12 protein-coding genes are annotated in these 16,128 nt (G+C 58.7%); all 12 read right to left on the bottom strand.

Annotated features, from left to right (window positions below):
* Positions 1-28: 28 nt before the first annotated feature.
* Positions 29-1,939, bottom strand: a complete 1,911-nt coding sequence (locus tag ACVDG9_RS27995) for a GumC family protein (RefSeq protein ID WP_447239590.1) — start codon at positions 1,937-1,939, stop codon at positions 29-31.
* Positions 1,940-2,071: 132 nt separating this feature from the next.
* Positions 2,072-3,199, bottom strand: a complete 1,128-nt coding sequence (locus ACVDG9_RS27990) for a glycosyltransferase family 4 protein (protein ID WP_447239589.1) — start codon at positions 3,197-3,199, stop codon at positions 2,072-2,074.
* A 3-nt stretch (positions 3,200-3,202) separates the two neighbouring features.
* The gene (locus tag ACVDG9_RS27985; protein ID WP_022999559.1) at positions 3,203-4,192 is read right to left on the bottom strand and encodes a glycosyltransferase family 2 protein; all 990 of its coding nucleotides are present in this window, start codon (positions 4,190-4,192) and stop codon (positions 3,203-3,205) included.
* Positions 4,189-5,151 (bottom strand): NAD-dependent epimerase/dehydratase family protein, encoded by a 963-nt coding sequence (locus tag ACVDG9_RS27980; protein ID WP_447239588.1) that lies wholly within the window; start codon positions 5,149-5,151, stop codon positions 4,189-4,191. The genes ACVDG9_RS27985 and ACVDG9_RS27980 overlap by 4 nt, the downstream gene beginning before the upstream one ends.
* Before the next feature lie 9 nt (positions 5,152-5,160).
* Positions 5,161-6,405 (bottom strand): class I SAM-dependent methyltransferase, encoded by a 1,245-nt coding sequence (locus tag ACVDG9_RS27975; protein ID WP_447239587.1) that lies wholly within the window; start codon positions 6,403-6,405, stop codon positions 5,161-5,163.
* Between the two features lie 164 nt (positions 6,406-6,569).
* Positions 6,570-7,802, bottom strand: coding sequence for a DegT/DnrJ/EryC1/StrS family aminotransferase (locus ACVDG9_RS27970; RefSeq protein ID WP_022999556.1), 1,233 nt, complete (start codon positions 7,800-7,802; stop codon positions 6,570-6,572).
* A 30-nt stretch (positions 7,803-7,832) separates the two neighbouring features.
* The gene (gene rfbG / locus ACVDG9_RS27965) at positions 7,833-8,969 is read right to left on the bottom strand and encodes a CDP-glucose 4,6-dehydratase (RefSeq protein ID WP_447239586.1); all 1,137 of its coding nucleotides are present in this window, start codon (positions 8,967-8,969) and stop codon (positions 7,833-7,835) included.
* Between the two features lie 10 nt (positions 8,970-8,979).
* Complete coding sequence (gene rfbF / locus ACVDG9_RS27960) at positions 8,980-9,786, bottom strand: glucose-1-phosphate cytidylyltransferase (protein ID WP_022999554.1); 807 nt, start codon at positions 9,784-9,786, stop codon at positions 8,980-8,982.
* Between the two features lie 112 nt (positions 9,787-9,898).
* Positions 9,899-11,551: an ArnT family glycosyltransferase gene (locus ACVDG9_RS27955; protein WP_447239585.1), complete on the bottom strand. Its 1,653-nt coding sequence runs from the start codon at positions 11,549-11,551 to the stop codon at positions 9,899-9,901.
* Positions 11,548-11,976, bottom strand: a complete 429-nt coding sequence (locus ACVDG9_RS27950) for a GtrA family protein (protein ID WP_447239584.1) — start codon at positions 11,974-11,976, stop codon at positions 11,548-11,550. Before ACVDG9_RS27950 ends, ACVDG9_RS27955 begins: the two co-directional genes overlap by 4 nt.
* Positions 11,973-13,262, bottom strand: coding sequence for a glycosyltransferase family 4 protein (locus tag ACVDG9_RS27945; protein ID WP_447239583.1), 1,290 nt, complete (start codon positions 13,260-13,262; stop codon positions 11,973-11,975). Before ACVDG9_RS27945 ends, ACVDG9_RS27950 begins: the two co-directional genes overlap by 4 nt.
* Positions 13,262-15,079, bottom strand: coding sequence for a polysaccharide biosynthesis protein (locus ACVDG9_RS27940; RefSeq protein ID WP_022999550.1), 1,818 nt, complete (start codon positions 15,077-15,079; stop codon positions 13,262-13,264). The genes ACVDG9_RS27945 and ACVDG9_RS27940 overlap by 1 nt, the downstream gene beginning before the upstream one ends.
* Positions 15,080-16,128: the final 1,049 nt, after the last annotated feature.

The following is a 16,128-nucleotide window of genomic DNA, read 5'->3' as shown; positions in this document are numbered from 1 at the left end:
GGGTCGCGCCACCGCGACGGAAGCTGTTTCAACTTGGCGGTTTGTAGATGTAGCCGTTGTTATAGGCGTAGTATCCTCCTGCCCGGTGAGCTCCATAGTCGCGGAGCGAATATCGCCGCATGTCGATGTCGTTCAACACCACGCCAGCGAGTGGGATCTGATTGAACCGCAAGGCTTCTGCCGCCGTTCCAAGCGCATCTTCCGACGTGCGTCCCCAGCGGGCGATGAGGATCACGAAGTCCGCAAGCGACGCCAGGCGGTTTGCTTCGTCGGCTGCCAAAACGGGGGCCGTATCAATCAGGATGACGTCATAGGACGCGCGCAATTTTCTCAAAATCGCCTTGCCACGAGGCGTATTGAACACGCGCCTTGGAATGATGGAATCCTGAGCGAACGACAGGAGATTGATCTGTCCGAAACGGGTGCAAGGCACTATCTGCGCGTCGAGGACGTTCTGATCCTCCCAGATTTCCTGAGGCGTTTCCTTTGGGATTTCGCAACCTGACATGCGTGTCAGGCCATGCCGGTGGATGTCGAGGTCGATCAACAGCACCCGGTGTCCTTCCTGGGCGGCGGAAACCGCGAGTGAGAACGTCAGGGTCGTCTTGCCTTCGTTGGCAAGTGCCGACGTTACGGCCATGACCATGCTGTCCTTTTTCCGGATCTGGTTGGAAAGCAGTGTGAGCAGGCTCCGCAACGCCAGCTGGTACGGTGAATTCTCCTGCCTGGAGGTTCTGCTCAGAAAGAGTTCCTGCTTGTCCCTCTTCCGCCAGTACCGGATCCGCGGAACGTAGCCGATGGTTCGCAGGCCCAGGTACTGCATCGTCTGGGTACCGGTCCAGACCCGGCGGTCGAACAATTCGCGCAACAGCACCAAGGCCAGACCGACAATCAGGCCGCCGGCAATCCCAAGCGCAAAAATGACGGGACGGTTGGGTGTCGCCGGTTTCAGCGGAGCGGAAGCCACCGTCACCTGCCGGGCATCGGGCTGAAGAAAGTCGATCTGTGTTTCCAGTGCGTTACGCCGGTCTACAAGTGCCTGGTACCTGGCAAGATCCGCATCCAGCGACCTCTGCAGCTTGGACTGTGTCAGTTCGGCGCGTGTTCGCTCCTCAAGCTTCGTTTCCACCTCGGCAAGGCGCTGTTTGCTTTCATTGATCCGGATGGAAGACGCATTCTGGTCGCGCGCCAGATTGAGGATAGACGTCAATCTGTTCAGCTCTGCCCTCAACTCGTCGCCGAGGCTGGTGTCGTCCAGTTCGTTTTCGCGAATGAGTTCCGCAAGACGCGCTTCCATCTCGCTCAGGCGACCACCGAGTAACGTTATCCGGTCCCACAATTCGGAGATTGAATACTGTACGGCTTTCTTCTTGTCCCGAAGAGAGTCATCGATGTAGGTGCTTGAGAGTGTATTGGCCAGTTGCGCAGCCATGACGGCATCTGGATGCCGCACACGAATATCGAGCGCCAGGCTCTCGCCTCGCCGTTCAACCGTGTAGCTGTTGAGCATGCGTACCAGGACCGCTTCGAATTGCTGTTCATCGGTGGGAACCGGTGTTTCGGTCGCCGAAAGGTACGGATTGAAATAGGTGTCTGAGATCAGGTTCAGTTCGCTGGCGACCTTGCGGGCGAATTCGACTGAGCGCAGAAAATCGATCTCGGTCTCGATGTGGATAAGCGACGTGTCGGAATTCTCGATTGTCGTCTCTGTCGGATTAATTCTCGTTTCGACCTTCGCCAGAATGATGGTCGACCGAGCGGCATATTTTGGCTGAATGACCTGAAGGGCAAGATAGGCGGCCCCCAGACCCAGCAACATGGCCAAGGTCAGCCAGATCCAGTTCCTTCGCAACACCTTGAAAATGGCAAAGAAACCGAACTGTATCGGACGTTCAGCGAATGCATATTGCTCCTGCTGCGAGTCAACAATACTGCTCATGAAGATCCCCCAAATGCCGACGAATTCCGCCGGATTGTCCTGGTATTGAAGTCGATTTTGCTGGGCGCTCCGATATCGGTTCGCACCAGGTCCGTTGCCACGGACATCGCGGTACCTGCAGAGCTGACAGGCTCACGCATTCGCATGTGAATAGCCCTCCCCTGCCGGTTTGCCGCGGTTGAATGCTTCCTTCCGGGCCGCGTCGGAAATCGTCCGGTCCCAGAGGGCTAGAATGGTCTCAGGTGCCAGCTTTTGCTGCAGGCGGACATTCGCATCCGCCATTGCGGCCCTAAGGGTCGGGTTGGACATCAGGCGGCCAATCGCGTCGGCCAGTGCCCCGACATTGCCGTCCTGAACCAGAAGTCCGTTCACGCCATCGAAGACCAGTTCCCGTGGGCCGTAGGCGCAGTCGAACGCCACGACGGGAAGCCCGCTGACGACAGCTTCGGCGACAACGTTCGGAAACCCTTCGAAACGAGACGAAAGAACCAGAATGTCGGAAGTCCGGATCCATTCTCCGTGCCTGGCGCTCTTGCCCGGCAGGGAAACAATATCCTGAAGACCAAGACGGTCACGCTGCGCTTCCAGGGAAGCACGGGCGGCGCCTTCTCCATAGATCGTCAGTCTTGCATCCGGCTGTTTTTCGCGCAGCAGAGACATGGCGTCGATGAGCAGATCAAAGCCTTTCTGGTGATCCAGTCGTCCAACGGCAACGAGCCTCTTTGCGCCAGGTGAAGGGGCCACACCGTCGATCGGCGCACAGGGGTTCGGGATCACCTGGGCACAGGGTTGTACTCGCGCCGGCAGGTCCTGCCGTGCCCGCTCGGTCTGCATGACCATCGCGGCGGCTCTGGGCATCAGGGCATTCTGGGCACGGCGCCAGAGCGGGTGGGCCTTTTGTGCCAGCGGATTGTTGCGCTCGGACGCGATCACAGGCACCGACGAACCGGTGGCCAGAAGGGTTAGAACGTTGACTTTGGTCAGGAACGAGAGGCACACATTCGGCGATAGAGCCCGCACCAGCTTGCGGATACTGGCAAGTCGGCGCAACGGCAGGGGAAGCAGCCCTCTGCCGTTGTCCCGATCGAGAACGTGCAGGACGACGTTGTCCGGATAGTCGAAATACGATCCTGCATCGGGGCAGGTCATCGCCGCGACGTGCACTTCATCGCCAAGCTCAGCACGATGTGCCGCCAGCATGGCAACGATCTTTTCCGTGCCGCCTGCGCCAAAACTAGCCTGAACGAAGAGCAGTTTCATGGTTTATTCCGCAGCCTCCACCATGGTACGTCGACCCTTCGGAACCGCATCATTCCGTTGTCCGTTGCCATTCAGTTCGATTTCAACCAGTGGCCGGTTCAGGTTCTTCGACTGCAGGAATATCCGTCCGACATATTCACCCAGAATGCCGAGAAACATCGCGTTCACAGTCATCGAAAGCAGGATCAGTGTCGTGGTCGTCGCAAAACCGGCGGGCCACTCCTGGCCGAAGACCAGTTTGCCGATGAGGTAGCCCGAAAGCAGCAGGAAGGCGCAAAGGCCGCCCAGAAGGCTGATCAGGGAAGCCAGCCGCAACGGCACAAGCGAATGGTTGATCAGGCCATCGACCGCGAGGGAAATCATCGCACGAAGCGGGAACTTGGAATCTCCAGCCACGCGAGCGTTTCGGTCGTACTCGAAACCGGTCTGGTTGAAACCCATGCCGCTGATCAGACCGCGGACATAGGGCGAGCGGTCTTCCACGCGGCGCAGCTCATCGAGAATGCGCCGGTCGGTCAGCCGGAATTCACCTGCGTTCCGGGGAAGGTCGTCCTCGCTGATCGCGTCGATCAGTGCATAGAAGGTTCTGCGCAGCCACGCGACGACCGGACCGTCCGGCAGGCTCCGCCGGATTCCGTAGACGACGTGGTAGCCCTTGCGCCAGGTATCGAGCATCTGCGGGATCAGTTCGGGCGGATCCTGGAGGTCGCAATCAAGCTGTATGGCGCAGGCGCCTTCTGCAGCCCTGTAGGCGGTCAGCACCGAAGCCTGGTATCCGACGTTCCGAGAGAACCGTATCACGCGAACCCGTGGGTCCTCGGCAGCGATTTCCGTGAGAATCGAAAAGGTCTCATCACTGGAATGATTGTCGGTGAAGATGAGTTCCGGCTCATAGTCGGGAAGCTGCTCGAACACGTCCATGACACGTTTGTAGGTGTTGCGAACGTTGTCCTCTTCATTCAGTGCCGGGATCAGGATCGAGACGAGAGTCATGTCTGCATCTCCGTTGCAAAGTTTGGAATGATGTTCTCTCGTGCCCATTTCACGGTCCTTTCGAGGCCATCTTGAAGCTTGATTTCCGCTGACCAGCCAAGGCGCTCGCGGATGCGTTCGGCAGAGACGATCAATTCGACGGGATCGCGGACTTGATCGCTGAATTTCACGAGATCGACGTCGGCGTCGGTCAATTTGATCAAGGTCCTCATGACCTCGGCGACCGTCGGGGAATCGCCTGTCCCCACATTGACCACCGGTCCGGCACCTTCGGGATTGTCGCCCAGCAACATGAGCGCCGTGGTCACGTCATCGACATGGATCAGGTCACGGCGATCCAGCGGGCTGCGGACACTCACTTTCTGGCCGGCCAGCAACTGAGTGATGGCGCGCGGGATCAGGAAACTTTCCGACTGCCCGGGTCCATAGGTCAGGGCCAACCGTGCGGTAACGGCAAAAAACGGAAGTCGCGGTTGCGCCATCTCCAGATAATGCGTCCCGGCCAGAAGTGAGGCGGCATAGGATCCACCCGGTCTTTCTCGCTCGGTTTCTGTAAAGGGTGTCGGACTGTCCCCGTATTCGGCGATCGTCCCCGTCCTGACGAAAGTCCGGGGCGGGCAATCGCAAGCGGCAAGGGCCGACAGGAGCGCGATCAGCGGCGAGACATTCTCCTCGACGCTGTCGGCGAGATCCTGCAAGTCAGGCCGGTTTTCGAAACGGGTGCGCGCACCCACATGGAAAACGATCTCCGGCCTGACTTTTGCCAGACAGCTGCGAAGAGCCCGAGCGTCGTTGACGTCGAGCCTGTAGAGGCCAACGCGCGACGCGATATCGGCGATCCGGCCCGTGGACGAACGGGGCCGCAAGATCACACTGACCTCGTCACCTCGCTTCAGGCAGGCCCGGGTCAGGTTTGATCCTATAAAACCGGAAGCTCCGGTTATGAGAACGCGCGCCATAGTTCTGCCTCAGGGAACGATTTTCGGCACCGGAAGGGGAACGATGAACTTGCCGCCCTTCGCTTCGAATTCGGCCATCTGCTCGCGGATTTCATCCAGGAAATTCCACGCAAGAACCAGCAGGTAATCGGGTTGCCTCTCGGCGACGGCATCCGGCGAGAGAACCGGAATATGCATGCCCGGAGAGAAGAGACCCTGTTTCAGCGTGTTCCTGTCGACCAGGAAATCGAGTGTCTCCGTGCCGATCCCGAAAAAGTTGAGCAATGTATTGCCCTTGGCGGGAGCGCCGTAGCCGGCAATTGATTTGCCTTCTGCCTTCAACTCCGCCAGCAGCCCGGTCAGATCGTTGCGGATCTGGTGAACCCGCTCGGCGAAATCCTGATAGGTCGCGGCCTCCGTCATGCCGGCCTGGCGTTCATCTTCAAGCATCTCGTCGACGATTGCCGCGCGTTCCACCTTCAAGGCTGCCGGTTGCATGAATATGCGCATCGAGCCTCCGTGCACCGGAAGCTTGGTGACATCGACCACATCGAGGCCGACGCTTTCGCCCAAACGGACAATCGAAAGCAGGCTCAGTTCCGACAGATGCTCATGGTAGACATTGTCGAATTCATTGGTCTCGAGGATCTCCTTGCCCCACGGCACCTCGATGATGAAGACACCGTCGTCGTCGAGAAGCGTCAGCACGCCCTCGGTGAAGCCGTGCAAGTCATCGATATGGTTGAAGGTGTTCGAAGTCGTGATCACGGTGGCGGGGCCTTCGGACGCCCTCAATTCCGCTGCCGTCTCGGGGTTGAAGAATGCCGTGTGCACCCTCACGCCGCGCTCCTGCGCGATTGTCGCAAGGTTCGCAGCCGGGTCCACGCCAAGCGTCTTGCCGCCCAGCCGGTTGGCGTGGGACAGCATGAGCCCGTCGTTGCAGCCGATATCGACGATCAGCCCACCGTTCGCCTTGCTAACGGCAACCTCCGCAAGCTCCGCGAAATGGGAATGCATCGTCGCGGCGCCGGAAGGTACATAAAGGTAGTTGGTGAAGAAATCGGCCGGCACCTGATCCGCAACCTGGATCAAGCCGCAATCGAGGCAGGCTTGCGTGTTGAGCGGAAAGGCAACCTGGGGCTGGTCGCGATCAGCCGCGCTGGCAAACAAGTTGGCCGGCGGATGAGCTCCCATGGGAAGGAACAGCAAAAGATCCTCGGAACCGCAGGTTCTGCAGGTACGGCGAATGGACTTGTCTAGCTCGAATTTATTCATTTTTTTCAATCGCTCTTAAAATGACTTGCATTGTCAGGTTCAGGTTCACTGCGAATTCCACCAGGCAGAATTCGCGGCAATTCAAGCTTTCGGCGCCGCTCCTCCCCGAAAGTCCCTGCCCATCGCCCGACAGGCACCTCCTGAAGGGTGCGGTAGGCTTGGCGTCATCCCACCCTCTCGTTGCCTGCCGCCATGGCACCGAAACCGGCGGAAAACCGGTTCAGGAAATCGGATACGCGCGCGTGCATGTATTCGACGTGATCGTCGTTGAGGCCGTGATGGCAGGCCAGAAGGATGCCGCCACGCATCACCTTGTCGGCGATCGGATAGCCGGACGGATCGACGCGGCAGTCGATGTTCTTCATTGCCGGCTGGCGCAGAATATTGCCGGTAAAGACCGGGCGGGTCTGGATGTCGGCCTTTTCGAGATAGATCTGAAGCTCGCGCCTGGTAAACGGCGCGTCGTCCCGAATTGTCAGCGGGAAAGCCAGCCATCCCGTCCTGGCACCTTCCAACTGGCGCGGCAGGACAAACCAGTCTTCATAGTCGGCGAAGAACCGCTTGTGGGCTTCAAAATGCCGTTCGCGCACTGCAATGTTGTGTTGCAGCTTTCCGAGTTGCACGAGGCCGAACGCCGCGCTGATTTCCGAAGGCTCCAGATTGTACCCCAGCGCTTCGAAGACGAACTTTGCGTCATATTCGATGTCATCAAGCCGGACATTGAACCGGTTCTCGATTGCTTCCGATTCAACAAAGAGCGATGAACTGCGTCCCCACGAACGCAGCAACAAAGCCTTGCGCGCCAGCTCGGGGGTGTTGACGCAAAGCATGCCGCCGTTGCCGGCTCCGTTGATGACGTGCGAACCGTAGAAGCTCGTCGTCGAGACATCCGAGTAGATACCCGTGCTTTCACCGGAAATCGTCGCGCCCAGAGTATCGGCACTGTCTTCGATCACCTTGAGGCCGTGGGCATCGGCGATCTCGCGAATGCGCTTCCAGTTCGGCAGATTGCCGATCAGGGACGGGATCATCACTGCGGAAGTCGCAGGTGTGATCATGCGTTCGATGGCTGTCTCGTCGATGTTGTAGGTGCCTTCGGCAGCGTCGACGAATGCCGGCACAAGGCCCTGGCGCACAAGCGGGGCAACCGTGGTGGCGAAAGTCAGCGCCGGTGTGATGACCTCGCTGCCCTTGGGTAGATCGAGGATCTCCACGGCCAGGTAATTGGCCGAAGAACCCGAGTTGACCATGATCCCGAAGTTCTTGCTAAAAAGCTCGGCGACCTTCTGTTGCATGTCACGGACACGCGGACCCATCTGGGTCGAGGTCTTGAGCACTTCGACCACGGCGTCGATCTCTTCCTGTCCGTGTACTGTCTGACCGTAATTAACTCGCATGTGTCAATTTCTCCGGTGATCTCGCGCTGTCTATTCAGCGACCATCGCGTAGCGCGTGAGACTGCTGCCAGCCATCAGGGCGCTGTAGCCGGCAAGCTGCTGTTCGGTGCAGTCGCTCATGTCGTCGCCAAGCGCGTGTGCCTTGTACCAGTCGATTGTCATTCCGATTGCCTCGGCAAGCCTGAGCTGCGGCCGCCATCCGAGGCGGGTGCGGGCCTTGGTGCTGTCGAGGCGCAAAATGCCGGCCTCGTGAAGCGCCGATGACGTTCCCGTCTGCTGCTCCGGAAAACGGACCTCCGGGGCGCCTTGCCCCCAGGCTGTCCGCACCATCTGCATCAGCTCGCGCACATTGACCGTGCTTTCCAGCTCGGGACCGAAATTCCAGGCGCCTGCAAACTCGGAGCCGTCCTCGACAAGCCGAGCCGCAAGCTGGAGATAGCCCGAAAGCGGCTCCAGTACGTGTTGCCACGGGCGCACCGCCTCGGGGCTGCGGATCTCGAGCGGAACGCCGGTTGACGCTGCCCGCACGATGTCCGGCACCAGCCGTTCCTCACCCCAGTCACCGCCGCCAATGACGTTGCCGGCCCTGGCCGTGGCCAGCTGCGGTCCGTTGCTATCGGCGAAGAAGGCGTGGCGGTAGGCTTGCGCCACAAGTTCGGTACACGCCTTCGACGCGCTGTAGGGGTCGTGGCCACCAAGCGGGTCGATCTCTCGGTAGCCCCAGGTCCATTCGCGGTTGTCGTAACACTTGTCGGTCGTGATCACGACGACAGCGCGCAGCGAAGGCATCTGGCGAACCGCATCCAGGACGTTGGCCGTTCCCGACACGTTGGTTGCAAAGGTTTCCGCCGGATGCCTGTACGAATGGCGCACGAGGGGCTGGGCAGCCAGATGGAATACGATCTCCGCATCCACGCCGCGCAGAGCTTCCTGTAACGCTCCCCGATCCCGGATGTCGGCAATCCGGCTGTCCATGCGATCGGCGAGACCGCACGATTTGAAGACACCCGGTCCTTCACTGGGTGGCAGGGACAGGCCAACGACATCGGCTCCCAGGTGCAGCAGCCAGGCCGAAAGCCAGCCGCCCTTGAACCCTGTGTGGCCTGTGACGAGAACCCGGCGGCCGGCGAAAGCTCGGCCAATATGAGGATCGATAAACTCGGACATGGTCGTCGTCTCAGATCGCGAGTGCCGGCATATTGGCTGGCATTTCCTCATTGAACCGCAACCACGGCGGCGGAAGCTCATCGCACAGCGAATTGAGCGTGTCCCGATCGCGCACGGTATCCATCGGATGCCAGAAACCGTCGTGACGGTACGCCATCAGTTCGCCGTCCTTGGCCATCTGGGTCAGGGGCGACTGCTCGAGCGGTTCGGCATCATCGACCATGTAATCCAGAACGCCCGGTTCGAACACGAAGTAGCCGCCGTTGATCCAGGTGTCGCGCTTGCGAACCTTTTCCGTAAACGCGAAGACCCGATCTCCCTTGAGTTCGATGTTGCCGAAGCGTGCAGGCGGCTGAACGGCGGTAACGGTGGCAAGCTTTCCATGTGACTTGTGGAAGTCGAGCAGGGCGTTGATGTCGATATTGCCCAGACCGTCCGAATAGGTGCACATGAAGGTTTCGTTGTTGAGCCAGTCACGCAGCCTGCGAATGCGGCCACTGGTCATCGTGTGGGAACCGGTGTCGACAACGCAGACGTTCCAGCCGCCCGGTTCCGACGGTACGAGACGCAGCTTTCCTGTATCCACCGAAACGGAAATATTGTTGGCAATAAGATGGTAGTTGGCGAAGAACTGTTTAATCAGCAACGCCTTGTAACCGGCCGCAACAACGAAGTCGCGATGGCCGAAATGACTGTAAATATCCATCACGCGAGCGATGATCGGTCGACCACCGACCTCGACCATCGGCTTGGGAATGGTAACTGTTTCTTCAGCCAGGCGTGAGCCTAACCCTCCGGCAAGAAGTACGGTTTGCATTTTTCTTCTCCCTGATTGTCTAAACACTGAAAACAACATCTTGGTGTGAAACGAAGTCAGCCCGACTGAAATGATCGCACTGACAAAACATTGAGAGCCACAGACCGGCGGCTCAGTCCTGGCCTCCCGTTGTTCGAACAAAAAGTCGGCCTTCTCCGTAACGGTTGCTCAGTTCGGCAACCGGAACTTCCAGGTAGTTGTTTGCCCGCACATACTCGAGCATCGGCGCTTCAAGGTCGGGGTCGTAGCCAATGAGGATGGCTGCCGGAGGCTGTTTGCCGAACAGGTCTCTCAGACCGTCGGCGCCGACCATCCGATAGAAAGCGGCAAGTTCGGCGTCCGTGTAAGGCGCGATCCGGTACGCGAACTGACCGGAGGCAAATTCCGGATAGATGTCGAGACCGGCTTCCATGGGGTAAAGCGGCATGAAGGTTGCCACGGGGCCTTCAGGCACATTGTGCGAGGCCAGCGCCTGCTGCAATTCCTGGCCGCCGCGAACCAGGCGCGCGGAGGTAAAGTCATCAGGTTTGGCAAGGCTTGCGAGCCCGGGCATGAGGCGCGGAAGCGTGATGACGAGCATGACAAACATGCTGGCACAAAGAACCGGCACCACTTGCTGACGGTCCCGTGTTCCGATCTGCCGGTAAAGCAACGCACCAAGGATCGGAAGGCAGACCAGCGGCTGAATGTAATACTGCGGAAAACCGGGTGTCGGAACGAAGCTTAGAACGGCAGCAAGAGCCGTGACTGCGAGGACGACAACGATCTGTCCGAGACATTTGCCGTCCTGCCGTTCACCTTTGTGCTCTTCCCGGAGCGACATCCAGAACAGGTAAACCAGCACTGTTGCAAGGATCAGAGAACCACCTGCCAGCCAGGCTCCGAACGCGAGCTGCAACTTGCCGCCAAGCCCCATCGCCAGGCCGGGTTCACTGGCGGCGTTCGCCGTCCAGTAGGCGATGTGCGGGCCGGTATGAAATGACAGAACATGCGCAAGAAAGAGCTGCGGATCGTCCAGCAGATACCAGAAGACGGGCAAGGCTCCGACCAGCCCGCCGGCGGCGAGCGGAAGAACAGTTCCGGTCAGGCGTGTGCGCAAGGAAATACGTGCCGGAAGCAGGAAGGCGGCAAGCGCGACCGGGGGAATGAAGACCACCGCACTGACCTTGCTGCCTGCTGCGAGCGAAAGGCATATTCCGGCAACGAAGATCAGACTGGATCGCGGCCGCCGTTCCATGGTTTCGACCACGAAAAGGCCTAGCCCCAGCACCGCAAACGGCAGCGGCAGCAGATTGTTGGTCGCGGCCATACCGGCCTGGCCGAGCAACGGATCCGCGGCGAGAATGGCCACGGCCGAGAACAGTGCCAGCAGCCAGGATCGCGAAATGCGCAGCGTGGTCCAGATAATCGCAAGGATCAGCAGCACCCAAAGAAGAAAGACGCCTGTCCTTGCCGCGCCCAGCAAACCCTGATCGCCGAAGACGATATGCATGGAGTGGAAGAACCAGGCGACATTCGGCACATGATTGAAGAAGACGTCCTGGTATAGCTGCCAGTCCGGCATAAATTGCGCGGGGGGAACGAACATCATCTCGTCCCGCCGCAAACCGAAGGTCATCAGCCTGCCGTAAAGAGCGCCAAGCAGCAGCGCGACGCCCGCAACCGACGCCACACTGACTGCAAGGCGCAGCCATTTCTGACGGTGTCCGGCATTTGAAGCCTGACCCGCCGCGGCGGCCAACTGGTTGGACTGCAGGACACTCATTGCTGTGCGTCCTTTCCACCCGCCCGCACGCCGAGGGCGCGGGCAACAAGAATATAGGACAGGGCCACGACAGGCGGCAGCGACAGGAGTTGGGCACCGAGCGCAGGTATCCCGGCGCCGGTCAGGACCGCAAGCAACAGCGCGTTGAATGCATAGGCCGCCACATAGGCGAGCCCGTAGAGCGGAAGCCTGCCAAAGCCGCTGACACCGAAAACAAACCGGGCATGGATGGAATAGTTCCAGATGACCCCGAGACCGAACTGCGCCACGAGAGCGACCTGCGGGTGCACACCTGCCAGGACGAGGATTGCGAAGACCCCGTATCCGAACGCCGTATTGATTATGCCGGCGCCAAGAAAACGCACCACCCGGGAAGTCATCAGGTCGGACAATGCCGTGCGGGCCGTTGTGACGGACTGCGTCATGGGAGCGCTACCTCCGAGACCTGGCAGACCAGTTCGGCTTCGGCCGGAGAACCCAGGCTACGCGAGCCGGAGGCATATCGGACGGCTTCGATGCCCATGAGCTGCATCAGCCTGGCATTCACCCGGTGAATATCATTCTTGCTGCAAACGAGTGCCCGGGCAGCCGCGCCCATCTTTGCAGCCTGCGCCGGTGTTTCGATGAAGCTTTTCATCGCTGCGGCGAGAGCCTGAACATCACCGCGCGGGACGACGAAGCCGGAAACGCCGTGTTCTATGGTCTCTCCGCACCCCGGCGCATCGGTGGTGATGACAGCGCGCCCGCAGGACATGGCCTCGAGAATGGAACGCGGAATGCCTTCCCGCAGCGACGTCGGTAGAACCAGCACGCTGCTCGCCTGAAGGAAGGGGACGACATCGTTTGTCGCGCCGCGATATCGCAGCAATCCTGCGCTTTGCCAGGCGTCGAGCTGCTCTGGTTCGATCGCATCGGGATTACTGTCGGTCGGGCCCAGGATGTCGAGCTCGAATTCGAGCCCCTGCGCCTTGAGGAGCTTCGCGGCTTCGGCAAGAAGAGCAAGCCCCTTGGACCGAAGCAGCCGCCCCACGAACAGGAAGCGGACGGGGCCCCGCGGAACAGGTGTTGCCGAAAAGCGTGCCGTGTCTACGCCTGAACCGGGAATGTCGTGAAGAGGCACCTGGTCCGGTATCAGCCGATAGTTCCGGATATCCCGGCGGTCCGCGCTGTTGTAGCAGAAAGCCGCGGTAAGCTTGCGCAGTGCGATCCGGTGCAGCAATACGGAGGCGCTGCGGACATAACGCCTGCGTCCGGTTGGATTTTCTTCCATGAAGGCATATCCAAGCCCGGTGAACAGCGCGTAGCGGGACCGGATGCCGACCAGTTGTGCTGCAAGGCAGGCATAGACGATAGGCTTCATTGTATATGCGAGGACGAGTTCCGGTTTTTCCTCGCGAAGTGCACGAATGAGAGCCCAGAGGCTGACAAGATCGCTGAAGGGGTTCGTCCCTGTGCGTTTCATGGGAATTTCGCGATGAGCGATCCCGTTCTCGTCCAGAATTCTGGCGGTCTCGGCATCGATCTCGGCGGCGAAAGCGGTCACCTCATAGCCGTTTGCCTGGAAGCGCCGCATCAGATCCAGCCGGAAATTGACCAGCGAATACCCCAGGCTACCGACGATCACAGCTCGCCGGCGGCGCCCGGAAGACCCTCTCCCCGACTTGGAAGACATACCGACCGCGTAGTCCATATGGTTGGCAGAAGCGCTCATTAGCCAGTACTCAGCACTTCAGGTGCACCAACCGGCCGAAGAACGGCATGGGGCGGAATTGGCAACTTCACGGTCATTTCCTTCGCACCTGACCATGCAGCGCTTGCACCAACTTTGGCCGGCTCCACCGCGCATGATGTTTTTGTGCCGTAACCAGGCACCAGGTCCCGAAGCAACTGGTTGACCAAGGACCCGTTCTGACACCGTGCGGCAAGCTCCAGCTTCAGGATCATTGCCCGCAGCCGCGCAATCGGAACGCCTTCCGGACGTGCGGCGCTGACACCGGGAATTCCGCAATCGGCGCGGGCTTCCGATTTGTCGAACAGTTCCTCGAACAGCTTCTCGCCGGGACGCATGCCGATGAAATTGATCTTGATGTCCTGGTGAGGTGTCAGTCCGGCAAGACGGATCATGCGTTCTGCAAGATCGACGATCTTGACCGGCTTGCCCATGTCCAGGACGAAGATCTCGCCCTGGCTGGTGTCGAACTTCAGGCCGCTCGCCGCAGATACCAGTGTCAACTGGACCGCTTCGCGGATCGTCATGAAGTACCGTTCCATCTTTGGATCGGTAATCGTGATCGGTCCGCCGTTTGAGATCTGGCGCTGGAACAGCGGTATCAACGACCCTGAGGACCCCAGGACATTGCCAAATCGAACAGAGAAGAACCTGGTGCGTTCTTCCGTCTCGTTGGTGATACGGTCTTGCGCCTGGACGTAGAATTCCGCGACGCGTTTGGTTGCCCCCATGACGTTGGTCGTGTTGACGGCCTTGTCGGTCGAGATCTGTACCATCGCGAGTGCACCGATTTCACGGGCCGCATCGGCAACGTTTCTCGATCCGACAACATTCGTCAGAACGCCTTCGCACGGGTTGAGCTCGACGATCGGCACATGCTTCAGGGCTGCCGCATTGAACACCAGTTCCGGACGGTGTTGCCGGAAGATCGAGTTGACGCGGTCCGCATCGACGATGGAGGCCACGTACATCCGCCGCGGTACATCGGGAAAATGCTGCGACAGATCCATATCGATCGAGTAGGCGTTGAATTCGCAGTTGTCGATGATCACGATCTCTGCCGGATGGAAGGACGCGATCTGCCGTGTGAGTTCGCTGCCGATCGACCCGCCGGCACCTGTCACCAGGACGCGTCGCCCCTTGAAGACTTCGAACAGCAACGAGCGTTCCACTGCCTTTTGCGGCCGATCCAGAATGTCATCCGGATCCACGGTTCTCATGTTCTGCCCTTCGCCCAGATCTGGGGAACCAAGATCCTCCAGCCCGTGCAGCCTTGAAACAGTTACCCCATGTCCACTGGCCCAGACAGTCAGTTTCTGGATGCCGTCGCTGTCGAAATGGGTCGTCGGTTCGGTCAGAAGCAGCCGCTGTGGCAGTACGTTCCAATGCGAAAGCCGTTCGATCACGTTTTCAGGATCTCTCAGCGTTCCGATGATCTGGACGTCGTGGAAGTAGAGCCCCTGGGTGTTGCGGGCATCATCGATAATTCCGACCGGAAGGTAGCGGGAGCCAGTATTGCGCAAGGAGCGCAGGAAGAGATCGCAACTTGCGCCGGTCCCCACCAGAAGTACCGGAATCCTCGAATCCACCTCTTTCTCCTTGAGGTGGCGGCTTTGACGGGTCAGCTCCCGGCCCCTGGCGATAACCCGCAACGCACCGAGCGCAGGCACGGCGAGGTAAAACTGAACGATCACGACAGGGATGGGAACGGAGGCTGTCACAAGGTTGAAACGTGACAGGATTGCAAGCGAAACGCTGGTGAGCAGGGCTCCCTTGAGCAGAACAACGATGTCTCTCAACGAAGTTGATCGCGTGTCCCGGCGGTAGAACCCGGCCAATGGGAAAATCACGAGACCGCAGACACACGCCAGCGCCGCAAATGGCAGTATCGCAGGCAATAACTGCTTTTGAGCCGATCCGGTCACCGTCAGGAGCACTGCAAGCGCTGCAGACAGTGTAATTGAAACGACGTCACCCAGGACAAGTCTGCGATTAGCTTTCAGCTCGGCCAATAATTGTTGGAACCACCGATTAATCTTCGGCTGGCTTTCCAAGACAGAGTGACCCGATGCTTTTATCCCAATCTTCGACGTCGTCTCAGAAGAATAAAAATCCGCCATAAGCAAACGCTCCGCTAAACACTTGAGGCACAAAAATAGCTGTGCCTCGCCGTCCGCTATTTTTTAACGGACTGATTATTCTTTGTTTTTTTTGCTGCGACGGTGGCGTATTTACAAAATGGAAAATAAATAAAACGATTCCCACTTCGTGAATGTAGTTTCGACAAATATTTTCAGTTTTTCCGAAGATTAGTCCCTTAAAAGGACGTCGATCATCTAAAATAATGATCAGGTTTCAAAAATAAAATCTTCAGAGCATGAAAAAATGCCATACGTCACAGCATTTCATGTTAAATTTAGTCTTGCAATTTCAACCCAAGGTGTAACACATAACGCAAGGTTAATAAATAGTTTTTTTCCACAAATTTCTTGGGCGGATTGATCCGATGGCCTTTTTAGCGTTTCCAAACCCCCAAAAAATACGGAAAAAACAATTAAAATCAGCCAGTTCAGGGTGCAGCATTCTGACAGTGCAAAAAACGTCATCGCCACTATCGCGGAGGCTGATTTATGATGAATTTGGGCCCTTCCTGTTGCCGTTCGAACCGCATTTGGATGACTCGTTTTCCCTTCGGTTAGACCTGCCGCCGGGGCGGCTGGAGCGAAGCGAGGGCGGCGGACAAACACTGTCCATGGAACTCTGTCAGGGGATTTCGAGGCACCTCTGTAAAGGTGTTGTCCAATTCTTTGCCGGCTTTGGAACGGTAAGTCCGTCCCTACCCTTCCGT

This window comes from Roseibium sp. RP-7 (assembly GCF_053005225.1).
This window is presented reverse-complemented; position numbering and strand designations above follow the sequence as displayed.